This is a genomic window from Streptomyces sp. NBC_00554, from assembly GCF_041431135.1.
Lineage (GTDB): Bacteria > Actinomycetota > Actinomycetes > Streptomycetales > Streptomycetaceae > Streptomyces.
This window is the reverse complement of record NZ_CP107799.1, coordinates 1588639-1611122: the sequence shown is the minus strand read 5'-3', so window position 1 is coordinate 1611122 and position 22484 is coordinate 1588639. Positions and strand designations below refer to the sequence as shown.

The window sequence follows — 22484 nt, the reverse complement described above, 5'->3', positions numbered from 1 at the left end:
TTCACTTCTTCCGGAGAGTGCGGTAAGCGGCCACGAGGGCGGCGGTGGAGGGATCGAGGCCGGGCACGTCGGCGCCTTCGGTGAGGGCGGGTTCCACACGCTTGGCGAGGACCTTGCCCAGCTCGACACCCCACTGGTCGAAGGAATCGATGTTCCAGATGGCGCCCTGCACGAAGACCTTGTGCTCATAGAGGGCGATGAGCTGGCCGAGGACCGAGGGGGTCAACTCGGCTGCCAGGATGGTCGTGGTGGGGTGGTTGCCGCGGAAGGTGCGGTGCGGCACCTGCTCCTCGGACACCCCTTCGGCACGTACCTCGTCGCTGGTCTTGCCGAAGGCGAGGGCCTGGCCCTGCGCGAACAGGTTGGCCATCAACAGGTCGTGCTGGGCCTTGAGTTCGTCGCTCAGCTCGCCGACCGGGTTGGCGAAGCCGATCAGATCGGCCGGGATCAACTTCGTGCCCTGGTGGATGAGTTGGTAGTACGCGTGCTGTCCGTTGGTGCCGGGAGTGCCCCAGACCACCGGACCGGTCTGCCACTCCACCAGGTGGCCGTCCCGGTCCACCGACTTGCCGTTGGACTCCATGTCCAGCTGCTGCAGGTATGCGGTGAACTTGGACAGGTAGTGCGAGTACGGCAGCACGGCGTGCGACTGGGCGTCGAAGAAGTTGCCGTACCAGACGCCCAACAGGCCAAGAAGCAAAGGTGCGTTGGCGTCGGCCGGGGCGCTCTTGAAATGCTCGTCGACGATACGGAACCCGTCGAGCAGCTCCCGGAACCGGTCGGGACCGATCGCGACCATCAGCGACAGGCCGATCGCCGAGTCGAACGAGTACCGCCCGCCGACCCAGTCCCAGAACCCGAACATGTTCGCCGTGTCGATGCCGAATTCGGCGACCTTCCCGGCGTTCGTCGACAGCGCCACGAAGTGCTTGGCCACCGCCTTTTCGTTGCCGTCGAGCCCGTCGAGCAGCCAGGACCGGGCGGAGGTCGCGTTGGTGATGGTCTCGATGGTGGTGAACGTCTTCGAGGCGATGATGAACAGCGTCTCGGCCGGGTCGAGGTCCCGCACGGCCTCATGGAGGTCGGCCCCGTCCACGTTCGAGACGAATCGGACCGTCAACTCCCGGTCCGTGAAGGCCCGCAGGGCCTCGTACGCCATGGCCGGGCCGAGGTCCGAGCCGCCGATGCCGATGTTGACGACATTGCGGATGCGCTTGCCGGTGTGTCCGGTCCACTCGCCGGAGCGGATCCTGAGAGCGAAGCCGGCCATCTCGTCGAGCACGGCGTGCACGGCCGGGACGACGTTCTCGCCGTCGACCTCGACGACCGCGTCGCGCGGGGCACGCAGCGCGGTGTGCAGCACCGCGCGGTCCTCGGTCGTGTTGATCTTCTCGCCGCGGAACATGGCGTCCCGCAGCCCGAACACATCGGTGGCGGTGGCCAGTTCCTGGAGCAGGGCGAGGGTCTCGTCCGTGATCAGGTGCTTGGAGTAGTCGATGCGCAGGTCGCCGACCCGTACGACGTAACGCTCCGCGCGCGCGGGGTCGGCGGCGAACAGCTCACGCAGCTGCGGGTGCAGGAGCGCACCGGCGCGGTGGTCCTCCAGGGCCACCCACTCGGGGCGCCGTGTGAGCTTGGGGGAGTCAGACATGACTGGGGTTCTCCTTGGTGCCCTCGCCCTGCAGGGCGACGGCGTACATCTCGTCCGCGTCGAGACGGCGCAGCTCCTCCGCGATCAGCTCGGAGGTTGAGCGCACCTTCAGCGCGAGGGTGCGGGAGGGCTGTCCGGGCAGGGACAGCGTGGCCAGCGGGCCCTCGGGGCGGTCGATCACGATCTCGCCGCTCTTCGTGCCGAGCCGTACGGCGGTCACCACCGGACCGGCGGTGACAACCCGCTCGACCGGGACCTTGAGGCGGGCCTCCAGCCAGCGGGCCAGCAGTTCGGCGCTCGGGTTCTCCGCCTCGCTCTCGACGGCCGCCGAGGTCACCTTCGTACGGGCCTGGTCGAGCGCGGCGGCCAGCATCGAACGCCACGGCGTCAGCCGGGTCCACGCCAGGTCGGTGTCACCGGGCGCGTACGCCGCGGCGCGGGCCGCCAGTGCCCGCAGCGGGTTCTCGACGGCGTACATGTCGGTGATCCGGCGCTGCGCGAGGGCACCCAGCGGGTCCTTGACCGGAATCTCGGGGGCGTCCACCGGCCACCACACGACGACCGGCGCGTCGGGCAGCAGCAGCGGCAGGACCACCGAGTCGGCGTGGTCGGACACGTCGCCGTAGGTCCGCAGGACGACCGTCTCACCGGTGCCCGCGTCCGAACCGACCCGCACCTCCGCGTCCAGGCGGGAGTTCGTGCGGTCGCGCGGGGTGCGCGCGACCCGCCTGATGACGACCAGGGTGCGTGAGGGGTGCTCGCGCGAGGCCTCCTCGGCCGCCTTGATGGAGTCGTAGGCGTTCTCCTCGTCGGTCACGATGACCATCGTGAGGACCATGCCCACGGCAGGTGTGCCGATTTCGCGGCGGCCCTTCACGAGCGCCTTGTTGATCTTGCTTGCCGTGGTGTCGGTGAGGTCGATCTTCATGGCCTGCGCCAGCTCCGTCCGTCTCGTGCGAGCATCTCGTCGGCTTCCTTCGGGCCCCAGCTGCCCGAGGGGTACTGCGCGGGCTTGCCGTGCTTCTCCCAGTAACCCTCGATCGGGTCGAGGATCTTCCAGGACTCTTCCACCTCCTGGTGACGGGGAAAGAGATTGGCGTCGCCGAGCAGGACATCCAGGATCAGCCGTTCGTACGCCTCCGGGCTGGACTCCGTGAACGACTCGCCGTAAGCGAAGTCCATCGTGACGTCCCGGATCTCCATCGACGTACCCGGCACCTTCGAACCGAAGCGCACGGTCATGCCCTCGTCGGGCTGGACGCGGATGACGATCGCGTTCGCGCCGAGCTCTTCCGTGGCGGTCGAGTCGAAGGGGGAGTGGGGGGCGCGCTGGAAGACCACCGCGATCTCCGTGACCCGCCGGCCGAGGCGCTTTCCGGTCCTGAGGTAGAAGGGGACACCCGCCCAGCGCCGGTTGTCGACCTCCAGCTTCACGGCCGCGAAGGTGTCGGTCGTCGACTTGGGGTCGATACCGTCCTCCTGGAGATAGCCGCGCACCCGCTCGCCGCCCTGCCAGCTCGCCGCGTACTGCCCGCGCACCGTGTGCTCGCCCAGCTCGTCCGGCAGCTTCACGGCCTTGAACACCTTGAGCTTCTCGGTGAGCAGCGACTCGGCGTCGAAGGCGGCCGGCTCCTCCATGGCGGTCAGCGCCATCAGCTGGAGGAGGTGGTTCTGGATCACGTCACGGGCGGAGCCGATGCCGTCGTAGTACCCCGCACGGCCGCCGATGCCGATGTCCTCGGCCATCGTGATCTGTACGTGGTCGACGTAGGACCGGTTCCAGATGGGCTCGTACATCTGGTTGGCGAAGCGCAGCGCCAGGATGTTCTGGACGGTCTCCTTGCCGAGGTAGTGGTCGATACGGAACACCTGCTCCGGGTCGAACACCTCGTGCACGATCTTGTTCAGCTCACGCGCGCTGGCAAGGTCGCGCCCGAACGGCTTCTCGATGACCGCTCGCCGCCAGGAACCCTCCGGTGCGTCGGCGAGCCCGTGCTTCTTGAGCTGCTTGACGACCTTCGGGAAGAACTTCGGCGGTACGGAGAGATAGAAGGCGTAGTTGCCGCTGGTGCCGCGCGAGGAGTCCAACTCGTCGACAGCGGAACGCAGTTGCTTGAACGCCGTGTCGTCGTCGAAGTCGCCGGGGATGAACCGCATGCCCTCGGCGAGCTGCTGCCAGACCTCCTCGCGGAACTCCGTACGGGCGTGCTCGCGCACCGAGTCGTGCACCACCTGCGCGAAGTCCTGGTCTTCCCACTCGCGGCGGGCGAAGCCGAGGAGCGAGAAGCCCGGCGGGAGCAGACCGCGGTTGGCGAGGTCGTAGACGGCCGGCATCAGCTTCTTGCGGGACAGGTCGCCGGTGACGCCGAAGATGACGAGGCCCGAGGGGCCCGCGATACGGGGGAGACGGCGGTCCCGGGGGTCGCGCAGGGGGTTGGACCAGTCGAGGTCGACCCCGAGCGCGGCACTCACATCGCCGCTCGCACCCGCTGTTACTGCGGCCGGTTCCAGGGCCGTGTCACCAGATCCCGCCGTCGCGGTGGCCGCAACCTGCGGGGTACTACCGGGAAGCGCCTCACGCCTGCTCATTCCCCCTCAGCTCCCTTGCCGCGCAGCGAAGTCGCCACCGCGTCGAGAAGATCTTCCCAGGCGGCCTCGAACTTCGAGACGCCCTCGTCCTCCAGCTGCTTGACGACCTCCTCGTACGAGACACCGAGCCGCTCGACGGCCGCCAGATCGGCGCGGGCCCGGTCGTAGCCGCCGGTCACCGCATCGCCGTGGATGTCGCCGTGGTCGGCGGTGGCGTTGAGGGTCCCTTCCGGCATGGTGTTGACGGTGCCGGGCGCGACCAGCTCGTCGACGTACAGGGTGTCCTTGTACGCGGGGTCCTTGACGCCCGTCGAGGCCCACAGGGGGCGCTGCTTGTGGGCGCCGGACGGGGCGAGCGCGGTCCAGCGGGCGGAGCCGAAGACCTCTTCGTACGCCTCGTAGGCGAGCCGGGCGTTGGCGAGCGCCGCCTTTCCCTTGAGGGCGAGAGCCTCGTCGGTGCCGGCCTTTGTGAGGCGCTTGTCGATCTCGCTGTCGACGCGGGAGACGAAGAAGGAGGCGACGGAGTGGATGGTCGCGAGGTCGATGCCCGCGGCCTGCGCCTTCTCCAGGCCCGCCAGGTAGGCGTCCATGACCTCGCGGTAGCGCTCGAGCGAGAAGATCAGCGTGACGTTGACGCTGATGCCCCTGCCGATGACCTCGGTGATCGCCGGGAGGCCGGCCTTCGTCGCCGGGATCTTGATCATCACGTTCGGGCGGTCGACCAGCCAGGCGAGCTGCTTGGCCTCGGCGATCGTCGCGGCGGTCCGGTGGGCCAGACGGGGGTCGACCTCGATGGAGACCCGGCCGTCGCGGCCGCCGGTCGCTTCGTACACCGGGCGCAGTATGTCGGCGGCGGCGCGGACGTCGGCGGTCGTCATCATGCGGACGGCCTCGTCGACTGTCACCCCGCGCGTGGCGAGGTCGGCCAGCTGCTCCTCGTAACCCTCTCCGGAGCCGATCGCGGCCTGGAAGATGGAGGGGTTGGTGGTGACGCCCACCACGTGCTTGGTCTCGATGAGTTCGGCGAGGTTGCCGGACGCGATCCGCTTGCGCGAGAGGTCGTCCAGCCAGATGGAGACGCCTTCGTCGGAGAGGCGCTTCAGGTTTGCCGCGGGTGCGGTTGCTTCGGTCACGGTGATCATCTTCCTTTGTGCGATCGGATTAACCGCGGAGGGCGGCGAGGGATTCCCGGGCCGTGTTGGCTACGTTCTCGGCGGTGAAGCCGAACTCGGCGAACAGGGTCTTGGCGTCGGCGGAGGCGCCGAAGTGCTCCAGCGAAACGATGCGTCCCGCGTCACCGACGTACCGGTACCAGGTCAGGCCGATGCCCGCCTCGACCGCCACGCGGGCCTTCACGGACGGCGGCAGCACGGACGCGCGGTACTCGGCGGACTGCTCCTCGAACCACTCCACGGACGGCATGGACACGACCCGCGTGCCGACCCCCTCGGCCTCCAGCCGCTCGCGCGCGGCGACGGCGAGCTGCACCTCGGAGCCGGTGGCGATGAGGATGAGGTCCGGCGTGCCGGTGGAGGAGTCCTGGAGGACGTAACCGCCGCGCGCCGCATCGGAGTTCACGGGGTACGTGGGCACGCCCTGCCGGGTCAGGGCCAGGCCGTGCGGAGCCGGGTTCGTGGCGTGCCGCTTGAGGATCTCGGCCCAGGCGATGGCCGTCTCATTGGCGTCGGCGGGGCGGACGATGTTCAGGCCGGGGATCGCGCGCAGCGAGGCCAGGTGCTCGACCGGCTGGTGGGTCGGACCGTCCTCGCCGAGGCCGATCGAGTCGTGCGTCCAGACGTACGTCACCGGAAGCTGCATCAGCGCGGAGAGGCGCACGGCGTTGCGCATGTAGTCCGAGAAGACCAGGAACGTTCCGCCGTAGATGCGGGTGTTGCCGTGCAGCGCGATGCCGTTCATCTCGGCGGCCATCGAGTGCTCGCGGATGCCGAAGTGGACGGTGCGGCCGTACGGGTCGGCCTCCGGCAGCGGGTTGCCCTTCGGGAGGAAGGAGCTGGTCTTGTCGATGGTGGTGTTGTTCGATCCGGCCAGGTCGGCGGAGCCGCCCCACAGCTCGGGGAGTACGCCGCCAAGCGCCTGGAGGACCTTGCCGGAGGCGGCGCGGGTGGCCACCGAGGTGCCTTCCTCGAAGACCGGCAGCGCGGACTCCCAGCCCTCGGGCAGCTGACCGGCCACGACACGGTCGAAGAGCTTGGCGCGCTCGGGCTGCGCGGTGCGCCACTCGGCGAGCTGCTTGTCCCAGGCGGCGTGTGCCTCGGCGCCGCGGTCGAGGGCCGCGCGGGCGTGGGCGAGCACCTCGTCCGAGACCTCGAAGGTCTTCTCCGGGTCGAAGCCGAGGACGCGCTTGGTGGCCGCGATCTCGTCGGCGCCGAGTGCCGAGCCGTGCGAGGCCTCGGTGTTCTGCGCGGTCGGCGCGGGCCAGGCGATGATCGTGCGCATCGCGATGATGGAGGGGCGCTCGGTCTCGGCCTGCGCCGCCCTGAGCGCCGAGTGCAGCGCGTGCACGTCGATGTCGCCGTCGGCCGAGGGCGCGATCCGCTGCACGTGCCAGCCGTACGCCTCGTACCGCTTCAGTACGTCCTCGGAGAACGCCGTCGCCGTGTCGCCCTCGATGGAGATGTGGTTGTCGTCGTAGACGAAGACGAGGTTGCCGAGCTTCTGGTGGCCGGCCAGGGAGGAGGCCTCGGCGGAGATGCCCTCCTCGAGGTCGCCGTCCGAGACGATCGCCCAGATGGTGTGGTCGAAGGGGGACTCGCCCTCCGGGGCCTCGGGGTCGAAGAGGCCGCGCTCGTAGCGGGCGGCCATCGCCATGCCCACGGCGTTGGCGGCACCCTGGCCGAGCGGCCCTGTCGTCGTCTCGACGCCCGCCGTGTGGCCGTACTCCGGGTGGCCCGGCGTCTTGGAACCATGCGTGCGGAACGCCTTCAGGTCATCGAGTTCGAGTTCATAACCTGAAAGGAAGAGCTGGGTGTAGAGGGTCAGCGAGGTGTGGCCGGGGGAGAGGACGAAGCGGTCGCGGCCGGTCCACTCCGGGTCCGCGGGGTCGTGCCGCATCACCTTCTGGAAGAGGGTGTACGCGGCCGGGGCCAGGGCCATCGCGGTGCCCGGGTGGCCGTTTCCGACCTTCTGCACGGCGTCGGCCGCCAGCAGACGGGCGGTGTCGACGGCACGCCGGTCCAGCTCGGTCCACTCGAATCCGTCGGAGAAGCGGGCAGGTGTCTGCGTGCTCTGCTGCGTGCTCATCTTCAAGAAGTCCTCGATAGGAGCGGGGTAACTGCTCTGATGCGTTCAAATCTAAAAGTCTGACTTTTGCCGGGGAAGGTGCCCGTGTGTCAGCCTTCGGTGAAAGTGGGACACGCGGCGTGGGACTGAACCGGCGAGAGACGGACATGGCAGACATAAGCACCCAAGGCGGCGCCGGGGGCGAACGGGGAACCGGCGAGGTGACCGACGGGATCAGGACCTTCCCGTTTCCGGTCGATCTGAGCCTCTCCGGCGTCGGTATGCAGGTCGGCGCCATGGGGACCGGCCGCACCTGGCACGCGGACGCACCGCTGGAGCGCGTGCACCGCATCGACTTCCACGTCGTGATGCTGTTCAACGCGGGACCCGTCCGGCACATGGTCGACTTCGCCGAGTACGAGGTCTCCTCGGGCGACATCCTGTGGATCCGCCCCGGCCAGGTGCACCGCTTCTCCAACACCGACGACTACCGCGGCACCGTCCTCACCATGCAGCCCGGCTTCCTGCCGCGGGCCACCGTCGAGGCGACCGGCCTCTACCGCTACGACCAGCCCCCGCTGCTGCGCCCCGACGCGGCCCGGCTGGCCGCCCTGGAGCACTCACTCGCCCAGCTGGAACGCGAGTACGTCGACACCACCACGCTGCCGCTCAGCCTGCACACCTCGGTACTGCGGCACTCCCTGACCGCGTTCCTGCTCCGCCTCGCCCACCTCGCGGCCAGCTCCGCCGAGGCGGCCCGCGAACAGACCGACACCACCTTCACCCGCTTCCGGGACGCGGTCGAGAAGGGCTTCGCCACCAACCACAGTGTCAGCGCGTACGCCGATGCCCTCGGCTACTCGCGCCGCACCCTCGTCCGGGCTGTCCGCGCGGCCACCGGCGAGACCCCGAAGGGCTTCATCGACAAGCGGGTGATCCTGGAGGCCAAACGCCTCCTCGCCCACACGGACATCCCCATCGGCCGCATCGGCGTCGCCGTGGGCTTTCCCGACTCGGCGAACTTCTCGAAGTTCTTTCACCAGCACACGGATACGACTCCGGCGGGGTTCCGGGCCGAACTGCGCTGAAAGGGGCGAGCCTTCCGGCCCGCCCCTTCGCCAAGCGTTCGGTCAGCGACCGAAGTTGAACCAGTTGACGTTCACGAAGTCGGCCGGCTGGCCGCTGGTGAAGGTCAGATAGACGGTGTGCGTGCCGGTGACCCCGCTGATGTTCGCCGGTACGGTCCGCCAGCTCTGCCAGCCTCCGGTGTTGCCCACCGCGAAGCTGCCGATGGGCGCGTTCGTACGGCTGTCGAGGCGTACCTCCACCAGGCCGCTCACGCCCGAGGACGCGCCGCTCGCGACCCGGGCGACGAACTGAGTGGCCGCCGTGGAGCCGAAGTTGACGCCGTTGTACTGGGCCCAGTCGCCGTTCGCGAGCGCGCTCAGGTTCTGGCCGCCGCCCGTGTCCGTGGTCGTCTCGGTGCCCACGCCGCCCTGGCCGTCGTAGGACTCGGCCTGGATGGCGCTGTAGGCGTCACGGTTGCCGGTCGGGGGCGGTGTGGTACCGCTCCCACCGGACTGGAGAACCTGGACGTAGTCCACGACCAGCGGGTGTCCTGGCACCGTGCCGGCGTCCGGGCCGCCGCCGAAGGCGTCCGGGAAGCCGCCGCCCATCGCGACGTTGAGGATGAGGAAGTAGCCGTGGTTCGTGGCGTTCGTCCACGTGGTCGCGTCGACCTGATTCGCCCTGACCGTATGGAAGTTGACGCCGTCGAGGTAGAAGCGCATCTCCTCGACGCTCGTGGACTTGTCCCACTCCACGGCGTAGGTGTGGAAGCTCGACTGGCAGGTCGTACAGGGGGTGTTGCCGCCGATGCCGCTCGTCTCGTTGCACGGGCCGCCGGGCGAGGTGCCGCAGTGCATGGTGGCCCACAGGGTGCCGAGGCCCTGGACGTTCTCCATGATGTCCAGTTCGCCGATGCCGGGCCAGTTCCAGTAGTTGCCGCGGAAGGGCGCGCCCAGCATCCAGAAGGCGGGCCAGTAGCCCTTGGCGGCGGCACCGGTCACGTTCGGCATCTGGAGGCGGGACTCGACGCGGAGTTTGCCGCCGGCCGGGGGCTGGAAGTCGGTGCGCACCGTCTCGATGCGGCCCGAGGTCCAGTTGCCTGAGCCGTCGCGCAGCGGGGTGATGCGGAGGTTGCCCGAGCCGTCGAGCGAGACGTTGTTGGTGCTGGAGGTCATCGTCTCGATCTCGCCGGTACCGAAGTTGGCGGGACCGCCGGGGTAGCTGGTGCCCGTCGTGTACTGCCAGTTGGCGGTGTTGACGCCGGTTCCCGCGGACCCGTTGAAGTCGTCGACGAAGACCTGGGACCAGCCGGTGGGCGGCGGGGGAGCGGAGGCGTTCGCGGGGAGGGTGGCGGCCGTGGCGGCGGTGGCCGCCAGGGCGAGCGTGCCGAGCACGGCGATGAGCGCGCGGCGTAAGGGGCGGGGTCTGGTGGGTGTGCCGGAGTTTTCACGCATGGGTGCCTCTTCGGGTACGGAGTGGGGTGCGCGGGTGTTGGGGAGAACCGCTTGAGAGCGCTCTCAAAGCGGCTGCGCCGCCAATGTGCTCTCTGTCACCCCGACCGTCAAGAGGCGCAGTCGGTAAAGTCCTTCGGGCGCACGGGAGCTCACGCCGTGAAGGAAGGGTGGCGCGGGGGTGCGGCCCGGGGAGCCGCACGTTGCGGAGAGCGACTAGAGCGCGCTGCCCGCCGTCCAGTCGGCCCACGACAGGTTCCACCCGTTGAGGCCGTTGGCCGGGTCCACGGTGTCCTCGCCCGAGTTCTTGACGATCACCACGTCACCCAGCATCGAGCTCTTGTAGAACTTGTAGCCGTCCACGGCGGTGTCGTCGGCGCCCTTGGTGTCGTGCAGGCCCACGCAGCCGTGGCTGGTGTTGCTGCTGCCGAAGATCGACGTCGACGCCCAGTAGTTGCCGTGGATGAAGGTGCCGGAGGTGGTCAGGCGCTGGGCGTGCGGCACGTCCGCGATGTCGTACTCGTCGCCGAGACCGACGGTGGAGGACTCCATCCGGGTCTCCTTGAACCGCTCGCTGATCACCATGATCCCCGACCAGGTGGTGTGGTCGGCGTCGCCGCCGCTCACCGGATAGGTGGCGAGGGCCGAGCCGTCCCGCTCGACCGTCATCGTCTTCGCCGCCAGGTCGACCGTGCTGATCTGCGAGCGGCCGATGTTGAGGACCACGTCCTTGGACTGCGTGCCGTAGACCCCGTCCGTGCCCTCGACGTCCTTCAGGCGCAGACTCAGGGTGATCTTCGTGCCCGCGGCCCAGTAGTCCTCGGGCCGGAAGTCGAGCCGGGTGTCGCTGAACCAGTGGCCGACCACCTCGACGGCGGGCTCCGCCGTCACCGTGATCGCCTTCTCGACGGCGGCCCGGTCTGACACGGCCTTCGTGAAATTGATCGACACGGGCATGCCGACGCCGGAGGTCGAATTCGCCTCGGGGGTGAAATATCCCACGAAGGTCTCGCCGGGAGACTTGGTGGTGAAAGTCGCCGTCTCCTCCTCGGCCCCCTGCGCCTGCGTCGTGACCGTGTATTTCGTGCCGGAGTACGGGTTCTCGCCCGACGTCCATTGCGTACGGGCGTCGTTGTAGGACCCGGCCAGGGTGGATCCGTCGTTGCCGGTGACCTTCACGGCCGACAGCGTGCCGTCGGACACGGCGACCTCGACCGGGCTGGTGAAACCGGCCTTCTTCGTGCCGTCGGCGGGCGTGACGGTGATCGTCGGCGCCTTGACCGTCGTCTCCGCCTTGGTGCTCGCGGACGTGCCCGCGGACGCGGCCGTCGCCTCCGAGGCGTCCGCCGATTCGGTGCAGCCCGTCAGAACGGCGGCCGGCACGGCACCGAGTACGGCGAGGATCCCGCGCCGGGACCACGCCGGACGTTCGGTCCGGTTCGATATCTCAGGGACGCCCACGGCACGCCTTTCTTGGATGACCACCACTGCCGCTGCATCCTGCGCCTCCTCCATTGGTGGTTTCTTTGAATCCGTGGGGTCTCAGCTGAGATTCCCGTGAAGACGGCCAGGTGGGATCCCGCATGTGTGAATCATCTCGGCGACGTGGCCCCGGTAACGACGACCCCGGGGGCGCCGAATGAGAAAGCCCCGGCTGGACGGGGGAGACCAGCCGGGGCGGTGCGTGGTGATCTGCGGAGGGCGGTCGCCTCGCGGCGGAAGGCTCCATGGGGCTTCAGCCGGACGATCGTCCCCATGGGCTGTAGGTGAGGCCCGGGGACACTGTCCCCTCCGCAGCCACATGTAGGTGGACGGTCAACTGCCGCTGCTTGTTCGGTCGCCGTCGCCACGGGGCGTGTGAACTGAGGCACGTCCGTCAGCCCTCCGGAGGCACCTTCCTCCGGTCCGCCCGGTGATCCCTTGGGGGACAGGCCCTACGATCTGGCGATTTCTTGCCGGAGCTGGTGCGTGAAGCGACGCAGGAGGTCCACCGTCTCTCGGAACTCGGCCCGGCGGTCGTCCCTGCCGTCGGTGGGCCGGGTGCTCCAGACCCGACGCGCGAGAGCATCGGCGAGATCGACGGTCTCGCCGGCACACAGCAGGTAGAGGGCTGAGCGTGCTTCCTGCATCCGGTTCGCCAACTCGTTGGGTCCGGGGCCGTCGTCACTGAGCTGGGTTTCCTTGAGGTGGTCCAGTAGCTGAACCACGGCCGTGTTGAAGCTGATCCCGGCTTTGAGCTTCTGTTCGCGGAGCCACATGCGGTCCTGTCGGCGCGCGGTGAACCACGAACCGAACACCGCCCCTATGAGGCCGATAGCGGCCCCGATGGCCACCGACAGGATGTTCTCCACGGTCAGCTCCCCCCGACGTACAGCGCCGACAGGCTACAAGTGAACAACCCGCCGGTCGGGTGACGGGACGCACGGGCAGTGCCGGAACCGGCCCGTCTCGTGCCGGGCCCTGTTCGATCACGTGTTGGACACGGGTCCCGCCGGCGAGGCGTGCGTGGGGAAGCCTGCGGACATGGCGAGACGCGGGGGATGCGTGCTGAACGGCTGTCTGACCGTGCTGGTGATCGCGCTGGTACTTGTCGGCGGCGTGGTGGTGTGGGTCATGACGGCACCCGGCCGCTACGAGGATCAGGCACAGGACAACTTGGAGAGTTCCGCGGCCGTGGCGAAGGACCGGCTCACCCAGGCGGCAGCGGACGGCACGCTGCTCGGCACGGAGATCGACCGGTCGGTGCGGTCCATGAACAAGAGGATGTCGTACGTCCGTCGGGAGGGGCAGCACGTGACCGTGACCGCCGAGCTCATGGGGCTCGGGCCCGGCATGTTCGCCGGGGGTACCCAGGCCACGGGCTGCTACCGCTTCGAGGTCGACGGGCGTTCCGTCTCCGCCGACGAGTTGTCCCGGGAGACGTGCCGCGATCTGCCGGTGTACCGGTTCCGCAAACCGGCGGAGGTCGCCGCGGATGTGGTCGTGGAACTGCGATCGGCGCTGGACCGCGGTGGGCTGACCGAGGTCCAGGGTGCCCAGGTCTGGGAGACCGTCGGCGTCGAGGTGGAGGACCAGGAGGTGGCGGCCGGCGGGCTGACCGCCCTGGTCTGGCTGTCCGCGGAGGACGGGAGCGACGAGGTCTGCTACGAGTTCCGTGCGACGGACAAGCCCCGCAACGTCACCGCAGACAGGCTGAAGACGGACGGCTGTTACCGCATCCAGCGCAAACAGGACGCGCGAGCGGAGGCGGCCCGTGCGGCCCAACTCGACGCGAGTGCCGAGGCGGTCGAGCGGCGCCTCGACCGCGCGGTCTCCGACGGGGCCCTGACGGACGCCGAGTTGAAGCGCGCCCTCGCCCTGCCGAGGACGGACTCGATGGGGCAGCCCGACGCCGACGACCCGGTCGCCGTACCGGTCGGCACGGAGCGCTCGCGCACCGAGGTGACCGTCATCGCCGAGGTGCGGCCCCTGGACCAGGCGTGGCTCGAGGGCTGCTACGAATTCCGCGCCGACCTGAGGAAGCAGTCCGTCACCCGGCGCGCGACGGGGACGGAATGCCTCTACCAGAATCAATGACTCGAAGGGTGTCCTCGCTGGAGAGTCCTCAGCGCGGCTCCGGCCGCCACCCAAGGGCCCGCGAGATCCCGCGAGCCGCGAGCCGCACCGCAGGGATCAACACCGGTACCTGTGCGTCGACTTGGGGCACCACGACCGACACGGCCGCGACCACCGAGCCGCCCGCGCCGCGCACCGGAGCGGCCACCGACAGCGCGTCGTCGGTGATCTGACGGCTGCTCACCGCCACGCCTGAGTGCCGTACTTCGGCCAGTTCCCGGCGCAGCCTCGCCGGATCGGTGACGGTGTACGGGGTGAAGGCGGCCAACGGGCGCTCGCAGTAGGCCTCCTGGAACGCGGGGTCGCCGTGCGCGAGCAGTGCGAGCCCCACGCCCGTGGCGTGCAGAGGCCAGCGGGCGCCGACCTGGATGCGTACGCCGACCGCGGAGCGCCCGGAAATCCACTCGATGTAGACGACCTCGGAGCCGTCGCGGACCGCCAACTGCACGTTCTCGTGCGTCGCTTCGTACAGGTCCTCCAGGTACGGCAGCGCGATCTGCCGCAGTGCGAGCCCGCGCGGAGCGAGCGCCGCGACCTCCCAGAGGCGCAGGCCCACGTGGTAGACGCCGTCCTCGTCCCGCTCCAGGGCGCCCCACTCGGTGAGCGCGCCCACCAGCCGGTGGGCCGTGGTGAGGGTGAGGCCGGCCCGGCGGCTGATGTCCGTCAGGGACAGCGCGGGGTGCCCGTGGTCGAAGGCGGCGAGCACGGCGAGGAGCCGTTCGGGCGCGGACAGCGCGGTCATGGCCGTGGTCATCAGTCGAGTTCGGCTTCGGCGACCCGTTGCAGGAGCGTGTGCAGGGCGTCACGCTCGGCGGGGTCCAGGGGCTGGAGCAGGTCGTTCGTCACGCGCAGCCCGGCCTCGTCGGTGTCGCGCAGAAAGGCCCGGCCGTCCTCGGTCAGCACGACGATCCGGCTGCGGCGGTCGTCGGGCGAGGGGCGCCGCTCGGCGAAACCGAGCTTCTCCAGGTCGTCGACGAGCCCGACGATCGCGCTCGGGTCGTAGCCGAGCCGCGAGCTGAGCTCCCTCTGCAGAGCGCCCTCGGAGGTGGCCAGGAAGCGGAGCAGCGCGTAGTGGCGCAGGCGCAGCCCGGACTCCTGGAGGAACGTGTTGAACAGTTGCCCCGAGCGCAGCCCGAGCCGGTACAGCAGATAACCGGTGTCCGCGTGCAGCCCGCGCATCCACGGCTCCTGCGCGTCGATGGAGGCAGGGCCCCCGGCGATTTCTGCGGTGCGCTGCTGACCTGCGATGACGGGCTCCCTGGGCCGGGCCCCCGGGTGGGGCGGTTCGTACGTACGGAACACAGCATGACGCAAAGCTGAGTCGGCAACAACTATTGACGTCAACAATTATTGCTCTTAGCTTCGATCTCGTAGCCGCCTCTGCATCTGCTTCTCGAAGGGACCCCGTCGTGCCCAGCATCGATCTCACCGGCAAGGTCGCCGTTGTCACCGGCTCCGGCCGTGGCCTCGGCCTGGCCTATGCGCACGCTCTCGCCGCCGCCGGCGCCTCCGTGGTCGTCAATGACGTGGACGAGGCCGTCGCCGAGCAGGCGGTCAAGGCGATCACCGAGGCGGGCGGCACCGCCGTGGCCGAGGTGGTTCCGGTCGGTACCAGCGAGGCCGCCGACCGTCTGGTCGGCCGCGCCGTCGAGGAGTTCGGACGACTCGACATCCTGGTCACCAACGCGGGCATCCTCCGCGACAAGGTCCTGTGGAAGATGACCGACGAGGACTTCGACGCGGTGATCACCACCCACCTCAAGGGCACCTTCACCTGCGCCCGCGCCGCCGCCGTGCGGATGCGGGAGCAGGGTGAGGGCGGCAGCCTGATCCTGGTCGGCTCGCCGGCCGGGCAGCGCGGCAACTTCGGCCAGACCAACTACGCCGCCGCGAAGGCGGGCATCGCCGCCATGGCCCGTACCTGGTCGATGGAGCTGGGCCGCGCGGGCATCACCGTCAACGCGATCGTCCCGGTCGCCGCGACCGCGATGACCGAGACCATCCCGGCCTTCGCCCCCTACATCGAGGCCATGCACCGCGGCGAGCCGCTGCCCGACTTCCTCCGCAAGGGCGAGGGCTTCGGCACCCCCGAGGACTGCGCGGCCCTCGTCCCCTTCCTCGCCTCCGAGGCCGCCCGCGGGGTCACCGGGCAGGCCATCGGCATCGGCGGCGACAAGGTGGCACTCTGGTCGCATCCGCAGGAGGTCAAGGCGGCGTACGCGGACGGCGGCTGGACCCCCGACACCCTCGCCGACGCCTGGCACACCTCGGTCGGCGCCGAACCGCAGACCGTCGGCATCCCCGCGCCGAAGCTTCCGGAGGCGTGATGGACCTGAACGAACTCGTCGCGATCGACGTCCACACCCACGCCGAGGTGTCGTCGAAGGGCCACTCCTCGCTCGACGAGGACCTGCACGACGCCTCCAGCGCCTACTTCAAGGTCGAGGGCAAGCGGAAGCCGACCCTTCAGGAGACGGCCGCCTACTACCGCGAGCGGAAGATGGCCGCCGTGATCTTCACGGTGGACGCCGAGTCCGCCACCGGCACCGAGCCCGTCCCGAACGAGGAGGTCGCCGAGGCGGCCGCCGCCAATTCGGACGTACTGATCCCCTTCGCCTCCATCGACCCCTTCCGCGGCAAGGCCGGGGTCAAGCAGGCCCGCCGTCTGGTCGAGGAGTACGGGGTGAAGGGCTTCAAGTTCCACCCCAGCATCCAGGGCTTCTTCCCCAACGACAGATCAGTGGCGTACGAGCTGTACGAGGTGATCGAGGAGACCGGCACCATCGCCCTCTTCCACACGGGGCAGACGGGGATCGGCGCCGGAGTGCCCGGCGGGGGAGGCATCCGGCTCAAGTACTCGAACCCGCTGCACGTGGACGACGTCGCCGCCGACTTCCCGCACCTGAAGATCATCCTGGCGCACCCGTCCTTCCCCTGGCAGGACGAGGCCCTCGCCGTCGCCACGCACAAACCGGGCGTGCACATCGACCTGTCCGGCTGGTCGCCGAAGTACTTCCCGCCGCAGCTCGTGCAGTACGCGAACACGCTGCTCAAGGACAAGGTGCTGTTCGGCTCCGACTTCCCCGTACTCACCCCGGATCGCTGGCTCGCCGACTTCGAGAAGCTGCCGATCAAGGACGAGGTCAGGCCGAAGATCCTCAAGGAGAATGCGGCCCGGCTGCTCGGGCTGACGAAACCGTAACCCCCCGACTCGTATCCGGAACTCGCAAAGGGGCGCAACGATGCGCAACGAGGGACTGGGGTCATGGCCCGCACGCCGGGCCCGCAAGACCCCCCAACGCACCGCCCTGATCCACGGGGACACCGCCGCCACCTACGCGCAGCTGTACGCGCGCACCACCCGCCTCGCCCAGGCCCTGCGCGCCCTCGGCCTCCGCCGCGGCGACCGCATCGCCTATCTCGGCCCCAACCACCCGTCCTACCTCGAAACCCTCTTCGCGGCGGGCACCCTCGGCGCGGTCTTCGTCCCGCTCAACCCCCGCCTCGCCGGACCCGAAATCGCCTACCAGCTGCGCGACTCGGGAGCCAAGGCCCTGGTGTACGCGCCGACGCTGGCCGGACTCGTCGCCGGTCTGCCCGGCAACGCGGACGTGCGGACGTACGTCGAAGTCGGCGCCCGGTACGAGGAGTTGATCGACGGAGCGTCCGAAGAGCCGGTCGACCAGCCCGTCACCGCCGACGACACCTGCATTATCATGTACACCTCGGGCACGACGGGCCGCCCCAAGGGCGCGATGCTCACGCACGGCAACCTGACGTGGAACGCGATCAACGTCCTCGTGGACACCGACCTGATCGCCGACGAACGCGCCCTGGTCTCCGCCCCGTTGTTCCACACGGCCGGGCTCAACATGCTCACCCTGCCGGTGCTGCTCAAGGGCGGCACCTGCGTCCTGGTCGAGAGCTTCGACCCGGCGGCCACCCTCGACCTGATCGAACGGCACCGCATCACCTTCATGTTCGGCGTACCGACGATGTTCGACCAGGTCGCCCGGCAGCCGCGCTGGGCCGACGCCGACCTGTCGTCGCTGCGGATTCTCACCTGCGGCGGGTCGCCGGTGCCGACGCCGCTGATCGCCGCCTACCAGGAGCGCGGGCTCACCTTCCTCCAGGGGTACGGCATGACCGAGGCCGCGCCCGGCACGCTCTTCCTGGACGCCGAACACGCGGTGAGCAAGGCGGGTTCGGCGGGGGTGCCGCACTTCTTCAGCGATGTGCGCGTCGTGCGGCCGGACTTCGCGCCGGCCGAGGTCGGCGAGACGGGCGAAGTGGTCGTGCGCGGGCCCCATGTGATGCCCGGGTACTGGGGGTTGCCGGACGAGACGGCCGCGGTCTTCGCCGACGGCTGGTTCCGCAGCGGGGACGCCGCCCGGATCGACGAGGACGGCTACGTCTTCATCGTGGACCGCATCAAGGACATGATCATCTCGGGTGGCGAGAACATCTACCCCGCCGAGATCGAGGATCTGCTCCTCGCCCATCCCGACATCGTCGAATGCGCGGTCATCGGCGTCGCCGACGACAAGTGGGGCGAGGTGCCGCGCGCGGTGGTCGTCGCCCGCGAGGGCGTCGAACTCGACCCGGACGACATCCTCGCGTCGCTCGCCGGACGCCTCGCCAAATACAAGATCCCGAAGTCGGTGGTCGTCGCGGACGAACTCCCGCGCACCGCCTCCGGGAAGCTCCTCAAGGCCCGTGTCCGCTCGCGGTACGGCACCAACTCCTAGACAGGGAACCGCACATGACCATCACCGTGAACGGCCTCGACGAACTCAAGAAGCTGGCCGGCAGCGACCTCGGCACCAGTGAGTGGATCGAGATCACCCAGGAGCGCATCGACACCTTCGCCGACGCGACCGGCGACCACCAGTGGATCCACGTCGACCCGGAGAAGGCGGCGGCAGGCCCCTTCGGCGCGCCAATCGCCCACGGCTATCTCACCCTCTCCCTCTTCATCCCGCTCTTCACCGAACTGCTGGACGTCGAGGGCGTGTCGACGAAGGTCAACTACGGGCTGAACAAGGTGCGGTTTCCCTCGCCGGTGAAGGTGGGCTCGCGGATCCGGCTGGTCGCGAAGCTTGCCTCGGTCGAGGATGTGCCGGGTGGGGTCCAGGTCGCCGTCGACGGCACGATAGAGATCGACGGCGGGGGGAAGCCCGCCGCCGTCCTCCAGAGCCTGTCCAGGTTCTACGCGTAGGCGCTCCGCTGCGAGGGCGTGGGGATCCGCGGGCCCGTCGTGGCTGGTCGCGCCCACGCGGCGGAGCCGCATGTTGAATGCAGCCCCGCGCCCCTGGCGGGGTGCAGCTCAAGCTCCCGCCACGTCCACGAAGATCGGGTTCGCGTAGAACCATGTGTCTGCCCACGGGTCGCCGTTCCCCGGTGCGTGGGTGATCGGGCCGTGCGGGTCGACGGTGGCGCCCAGATACCCCGTGCCATTGCGGTTGCCGTCGCTGCCGCGCAGGCGGACGTAGAAGGACTCGTCGCCTGCGACCAGCGGGATGCGCAGGGTGTACGTCCCCTTGCGGCCGCTGACGTCCACGGTGCGTACCACCTTGGTGTCGGGTGCCTTCCAGTCGTCGCGGGCGGCGGGTCCGCGTACGGCGCCGCGGATCACGTCGACATGGGCCAACTCGGGCAGGATTCCCTGGGGGTTGGGGCGGGATGCGCTCGTCACCGTGACCGACAGGGTCAGCTTGTCGCCCTTGCGGACGCGTAGGCGGCCGCCCATCGTCACGCCCCGGCCCTGGTCGCGGTCCCGCTTCAGCCGGACGTCGAGTCCGTCGATCAGGTGCCCGTGGTCGAGCCAGACCCGGCCGGCACGGAGGCCCGCCATCACCGAGCGGTAGCCGTAGCGGGTCACGCCCACATGGGTGCGGCTGAACTGGCCGGGCCAGAAGTCGCTGCCGGGCTGCGGGGTGTCGGTGTTCACCGGGTCCGGCAGCTTGCCGGTGTTGTCGAAGTTCTGCCCGGCCGCCCAGTCGCCGTTCTTCCAGGTGTCGAACACGATGCGGTGGGCGTCGGAGTTGGTGGTGACCGAGAACAGCTTGCCCTCGGCGAGCATGGCGTCCCAGAGGCCGCCCACCGTCGCGGTCGCCCAGTCGAAGCCGCCGTAGGTGAGGTAGGCGTCCGCCGGGTAGCCGGGCCAGGACTGCGCGGACGGCTTGTTCTCGTACTCGCCGCGGATCGAGGTCGTACCGCGCCAGCCGGGGATGGCCGCGCCCTGTGCGCCCGGAGCGCCCTCCATGCCGATCATGATCTCGGACGCCGCGTCCCGCCAGTCGCGCATCTCGTACGGGGAGTCGATGCCCAGGCGCATCGGGTGGTTGGCGAGGACCAGCACATCGTCGACGTAACCGGTACGGCGCTGCTCGGCCAGCCACTTGATGGCCTTGACCGCGTGTGCCTGGTTGCGTGCCGTGTTCGGGTTGTCGGCGGCGCCGTCGGTGTAGCCGAGCAGCTTGCCGTCGTAGGCCAGCTCGAACCGGGTGAGCAGGTCCACCTCGTGGCGGCCGGGCGCGGCGAAGACCGTGGCGTGCTCGGCGGCAGGGATGTACCACTCCAGGCCCTGGAAGATCAGCTGGCGCGGGTTCTCGGCGCGCGCCTCGAGGATCTCCTTGCGTTCCAGCGGAGCACCGTACTGGGCGTGCCCGAAGTTGGAGTGCTCGGTGAACACCATCCAGTCGAGGCCGTACTCGGCGCCCGCGGCGGCGAGTTGGGAGAACGTGTACTTCGCGTCGTGGCTGTAGACCGTGTGGATGTGGTGGTCGCCGACGAGATAGGCGAGGCGCGGGTCGTTGCCGCCGAGGCCCTGCCCGTGAGCGGCCGCGGGGGTCGCCAGTGAACCGGCGGCGAACGCGGCGCTGAACAGGCCTGCCCGGCGCAGGAGTTGGCGTCTGGAGACACCCTGTGCGTCGAGGCGGGACGGCGAGACGGACGGATCGGCCCAGACGGGCAGCTGCTGCTCGGTCATGACGGTGTGAGTCCCTCGGGTCAGTGGTTCATGAACGACGTGACGGGCAGGGCGCGTTCGACGATCCGGACGTCCCCGAGCCGGCCGTACAGGATCTGGTCGATCTTCCCCGCGTACTCGTAGCCGCCGAGCAGCCAGGGCAGTCCGAGGGAGGTGAGTCCGACGGCGACCGCGGTGGGATTGCGGGCGACGGGGCAGCCCTGGACGTACATCGTGGTGTGCGACCCGTCGTTGACGACGGCGACGTGCCACCACTGCTCCCGGGCCGTCTCGTCGCCCCAGTTGGTCGCGATGCCCTGCTGGTTGAGGGGCCGCGCCGCCCACTGCGGGCCGGGTCCGTCGGACAGCGAGAGTGTGGCGAGCGGCTCGTCCGGGTCCCCCTCGGTCTTGCCCGCGCCACCGCCCGTGCCGGTGCGGCTGACCAGCCCGGCCCAGGCGTTGCGCGAGGCGTCCCAGTCGGCGGGCACCTGGTAGAAGGCCTCGATGGTGTAACCACGCTTGAAGGTGGCCGAGTTGAGGGGAGCACCGTCGATCGTCCGCAGGTAGGCCCCCTTCAGCGGAGGCTTGCCGCCCTGGAAGCTGATGCTGCCGTGGCCCGGCTGGTCCGGGTGATGGGCCGACGAGAAGGTCAGGGAGCTGTCGCCGACCTTGACCAGCGTGAGGTCGTTGCCGTGCCCGGACAGGTCGCGCACGGTTCCCTCGACCGCGCTGCCGTCCTCGTGTCCGTCGAAGCGCCAGTAGGCGACCGTGCCCCGCACCAGCATCTTCGAGGCGGGCCGGGACGGGCGCGCGGGCTCCGGTGCGAAGCCTGAGAAGCGCTCCTCGAAGTCGATGTCGACCGAGAACCGGTCGGCGTCGCCGCTGAGTTCCATCTCCTGGCGCTCCAGCTCGTTGAGCCCCTTGGCCGCCCGGCCAAGGATCCACGGCGAGACCGTCTCGACGTCGATGGTGTCGCGGTCGAGGTCGAAGTGGTAGAGGCGGATCATCGCCGCGCCGCCGTAGTAACGGTTCTGATAGTTCGTCAGGTGCAGGTGTACGTCGTTCCCGGCCGCGTTTTTGCGGGTGGCGCGGGCGGCGGGCCAGTAGTGCCCGTTGAGGGTGAGGAAGATCTGGTCGTGGTCACGGATCAGCTGGTCCCAGAGCTGCTGCCCGTACGCGGAGAGGGCGTCGTCGCCGTAGACGAGCTCGTGCGTGGTGAGGATGACGGGCGTCTTCGGGTGCTGGGCGATGACGTCGTTGGCCCATGCGTACCCCTTCGCCGACAGCCGCCAGTCCAGGGCGAGGACCAGCCACTCCCGGCCGGCGGCCTTGAAGAGGTGGAAGGTGTTGTAGCCGTCCGGCGATGCGCCGCCGAAGGTGCGCTTGCCCGCGAAGCGCTGCGGGCCGAAGGCGTCCAGGTACGGGGTGGAGCCGCGCTGGTCGTCCGTGGACGACCTGATGTCGTGGTTGCCCGCGAGGACGCTGTAGCCCACGCCCCGCTTGTCGAGCAGCTCGAACGCCTTGCCCGCCGCGTCGAATTCGGCCTTCGCGCCGTTCTCCGTGATGTCGCCCAGGTGCGACAGGAAGACGATGTTGTCGTCCCTGCCGTGTTCCAGGAGGTAGCGGAGCGACGCCTCGATCGGAGCCGGGTTGATGCTCGCCCCGTCGAAGAGGTACTGCGTGTCGGGCATCACGGCGAGCGTGAAGCGGCGGCTCTCGGAGTCGGGCCGCCACGTCGATTCCGCGGAGGCGGGTGCGGCCTGCGCGGTGGTGACCGCGGGCAGTGAGACCGCCGAGGCCGCGCCGATCAGCGCCGTGGCCCGCAGGAAGTTGCGGCGGCCGGCGCCGGCCTGTTCGGCCTCCGTCTGGCCATGCGAAGTACACACGTCTGCTTGCTCCA

The 22484-nt window shown here is 69.5% G+C and carries 18 protein-coding genes; 6 read left to right on the top strand and 12 right to left on the bottom strand.

Going from position 1 to position 22484, the window contains the following annotated elements:
- Nucleotide 1 precedes the first annotated feature (1 nt).
- The 5 genes from pgi to tkt are packed head-to-tail and all read right to left on the bottom strand — an operon-like array spanning nucleotide 2 to nucleotide 7501.
- The gene (gene pgi / locus OG266_RS07230) at nucleotides 2–1651 is read right to left on the bottom strand and encodes a glucose-6-phosphate isomerase (RefSeq protein ID WP_371543887.1); all 1650 of its coding nucleotides are present in this window, start codon (nucleotides 1649–1651) and stop codon (nucleotides 2–4) included.
- Nucleotides 1644–2579, bottom strand: a complete 936-nt coding sequence (gene opcA, locus OG266_RS07225) for a glucose-6-phosphate dehydrogenase assembly protein OpcA (RefSeq protein WP_266473099.1) — start codon at nucleotides 2577–2579, stop codon at nucleotides 1644–1646. The genes pgi and opcA overlap by 8 nt, the downstream gene beginning before the upstream one ends.
- On the bottom strand, nucleotides 2576–4240 hold the full coding sequence (zwf, locus tag OG266_RS07220) for a glucose-6-phosphate dehydrogenase (RefSeq protein ID WP_329544450.1): 1665 nt from the start codon (nucleotides 4238–4240) through the stop codon (nucleotides 2576–2578). Before zwf ends, opcA begins: the two co-directional genes overlap by 4 nt.
- On the bottom strand, nucleotides 4237–5382 hold the full coding sequence (gene tal / locus OG266_RS07215) for a transaldolase (RefSeq protein ID WP_371543885.1): 1146 nt from the start codon (nucleotides 5380–5382) through the stop codon (nucleotides 4237–4239). Before tal ends, zwf begins: the two co-directional genes overlap by 4 nt.
- Nucleotides 5383–5401: 19 nt before the next feature.
- Entirely contained in the window at nucleotides 5402–7501 is a 2100-nt protein-coding gene (gene tkt, locus OG266_RS07210) for a transketolase (protein WP_371543883.1), read from the bottom strand.
- A 146-nt stretch (nucleotides 7502–7647) separates the two neighbouring features.
- Here tkt and OG266_RS07205 point away from each other — a divergent pair, with 146 nt between their 5' ends.
- Nucleotides 7648–8568 carry an AraC family transcriptional regulator gene (locus OG266_RS07205; RefSeq protein ID WP_371543882.1) on the top strand — a complete coding sequence of 307 codons (921 nt, stop codon included), beginning with the start codon at nucleotides 7648–7650 and terminating at the stop codon, nucleotides 8566–8568.
- Between the two features lie 42 nt (nucleotides 8569–8610).
- On the opposite strand, the gene OG266_RS07200 is transcribed toward OG266_RS07205, so the two are convergent.
- The 3 genes from OG266_RS07200 to OG266_RS07190 form a co-directional block, all read right to left on the bottom strand.
- Nucleotides 8611–10002: a glycoside hydrolase family 16 protein gene (locus OG266_RS07200; RefSeq protein WP_266473090.1), complete on the bottom strand. Its 1392-nt coding sequence runs from the start codon at nucleotides 10000–10002 to the stop codon at nucleotides 8611–8613.
- A 213-nt stretch (nucleotides 10003–10215) separates the two neighbouring features.
- On the bottom strand, nucleotides 10216–11460 hold the full coding sequence (locus OG266_RS07195) for an Ig-like domain-containing protein (RefSeq protein WP_371543879.1): 1245 nt from the start codon (nucleotides 11458–11460) through the stop codon (nucleotides 10216–10218).
- Nucleotides 11461–11933: 473 nt separating this feature from the next.
- Nucleotides 11934–12350 carry a hypothetical protein gene (locus tag OG266_RS07190; RefSeq protein WP_266473088.1) on the bottom strand — a complete coding sequence of 139 codons (417 nt, stop codon included), beginning with the start codon at nucleotides 12348–12350 and terminating at the stop codon, nucleotides 11934–11936.
- Between the two features lie 172 nt (nucleotides 12351–12522).
- Between OG266_RS07190 and OG266_RS07185 the strand changes: the two genes are divergently transcribed.
- Nucleotides 12523–13575, top strand: coding sequence for a hypothetical protein (locus tag OG266_RS07185; RefSeq protein ID WP_266473086.1), 1053 nt, complete (start codon nucleotides 12523–12525; stop codon nucleotides 13573–13575).
- A 28-nt stretch (nucleotides 13576–13603) separates the two neighbouring features.
- Here the strand turns inward: OG266_RS07185 and OG266_RS07180 are convergent, their stop codons facing one another.
- Together OG266_RS07180 and OG266_RS07175 are read right to left on the bottom strand one after the other, a co-directional pair.
- Nucleotides 13604–14356 (bottom strand): IclR family transcriptional regulator, encoded by a 753-nt coding sequence (locus OG266_RS07180; RefSeq protein ID WP_371552678.1) that lies wholly within the window; start codon nucleotides 14354–14356, stop codon nucleotides 13604–13606.
- Nucleotides 14357–14367: 11 nt separating this feature from the next.
- A complete protein-coding gene (locus OG266_RS07175) occupies nucleotides 14368–14793 on the bottom strand; it encodes a MarR family winged helix-turn-helix transcriptional regulator (RefSeq protein WP_371552676.1) in 426 nt (141 codons plus the stop codon).
- 230 nt (nucleotides 14794–15023) lie between these two features.
- On the opposite strand from OG266_RS07175, the gene OG266_RS07170 reads away from it, so the two are divergent.
- The 4 genes from OG266_RS07170 to OG266_RS07155 are packed head-to-tail and all read left to right on the top strand — an operon-like array spanning nucleotide 15024 to nucleotide 18832.
- The gene (locus tag OG266_RS07170; RefSeq protein WP_371543877.1) at nucleotides 15024–15941 is read left to right on the top strand and encodes an SDR family NAD(P)-dependent oxidoreductase; all 918 of its coding nucleotides are present in this window, start codon (nucleotides 15024–15026) and stop codon (nucleotides 15939–15941) included.
- Complete coding sequence (locus OG266_RS07165) at nucleotides 15941–16816, top strand: amidohydrolase family protein (protein WP_266473083.1); 876 nt, start codon at nucleotides 15941–15943, stop codon at nucleotides 16814–16816. The genes OG266_RS07170 and OG266_RS07165 overlap by 1 nt, the downstream gene beginning before the upstream one ends.
- A gap of 40 nt (nucleotides 16817–16856) precedes the next feature.
- Nucleotides 16857–18362: an o-succinylbenzoate--CoA ligase gene (gene menE / locus OG266_RS07160; RefSeq protein ID WP_371543875.1), complete on the top strand. Its 1506-nt coding sequence runs from the start codon at nucleotides 16857–16859 to the stop codon at nucleotides 18360–18362.
- A gap of 14 nt (nucleotides 18363–18376) precedes the next feature.
- Entirely contained in the window at nucleotides 18377–18832 is a 456-nt protein-coding gene (locus OG266_RS07155) for a MaoC family dehydratase (RefSeq protein ID WP_326719464.1), read from the top strand.
- 108 nt (nucleotides 18833–18940) lie between these two features.
- Here the strand turns inward: OG266_RS07155 and OG266_RS07150 are convergent, their stop codons facing one another.
- The gene (locus OG266_RS07150; RefSeq protein WP_371543873.1) at nucleotides 18941–20605 is read right to left on the bottom strand and encodes a PHP domain-containing protein; all 1665 of its coding nucleotides are present in this window, start codon (nucleotides 20603–20605) and stop codon (nucleotides 18941–18943) included.
- A gap of 20 nt (nucleotides 20606–20625) precedes the next feature.
- Nucleotides 20626–22470: a LamG-like jellyroll fold domain-containing protein gene (locus tag OG266_RS07145; protein WP_371543871.1), complete on the bottom strand. Its 1845-nt coding sequence runs from the start codon at nucleotides 22468–22470 to the stop codon at nucleotides 20626–20628.
- Nucleotides 22471–22484: the final 14 nt, after the last annotated feature.

Coding starts and splice junctions, on each gene's coding strand:
- pgi (WP_371543887.1), bottom strand. CDS start 1,651: ATGTCTGACTCCCCCAAGCTCACACGGCGCCCCGAGTGGGTGGCCCTG.
- opcA (WP_266473099.1), bottom strand. CDS start 2,579: ATGAAGATCGACCTCACCGACACCACGGCAAGCAAGATCAACAAGGCG.
- zwf (WP_329544450.1), bottom strand. CDS start 4,240: ATGAGCAGGCGTGAGGCGCTTCCCGGTAGTACCCCGCAGGTTGCGGCC.
- tal (WP_371543885.1), bottom strand. CDS start 5,382: ATGATCACCGTGACCGAAGCAACCGCACCCGCGGCAAACCTGAAGCGC.
- tkt (WP_371543883.1), bottom strand. CDS start 7,501: ATGAGCACGCAGCAGAGCACGCAGACACCTGCCCGCTTCTCCGACGGA.
- OG266_RS07205 (WP_371543882.1), top strand. CDS start 7,648: ATGGCAGACATAAGCACCCAAGGCGGCGCCGGGGGCGAACGGGGAACC.
- OG266_RS07200 (WP_266473090.1), bottom strand. CDS start 10,002: ATGCGTGAAAACTCCGGCACACCCACCAGACCCCGCCCCTTACGCCGC.
- OG266_RS07185 (WP_266473086.1), top strand. CDS start 12,523: ATGGCGAGACGCGGGGGATGCGTGCTGAACGGCTGTCTGACCGTGCTG.
- OG266_RS07180 (WP_371552678.1), bottom strand. CDS start 14,356: ATGACCGCGCTGTCCGCGCCCGAACGGCTCCTCGCCGTGCTCGCCGCC.
- OG266_RS07175 (WP_371552676.1), bottom strand. CDS start 14,793: ATGCGCGGGCTGCACGCGGACACCGGTTATCTGCTGTACCGGCTCGGG.
- OG266_RS07165 (WP_266473083.1), top strand. CDS start 15,941: ATGGACCTGAACGAACTCGTCGCGATCGACGTCCACACCCACGCCGAG.
- menE (WP_371543875.1), top strand. CDS start 16,857: ATGCGCAACGAGGGACTGGGGTCATGGCCCGCACGCCGGGCCCGCAAG.
- OG266_RS07155 (WP_326719464.1), top strand. CDS start 18,377: ATGACCATCACCGTGAACGGCCTCGACGAACTCAAGAAGCTGGCCGGC.
- OG266_RS07150 (WP_371543873.1), bottom strand. CDS start 20,605: ATGACCGAGCAGCAGCTGCCCGTCTGGGCCGATCCGTCCGTCTCGCCG.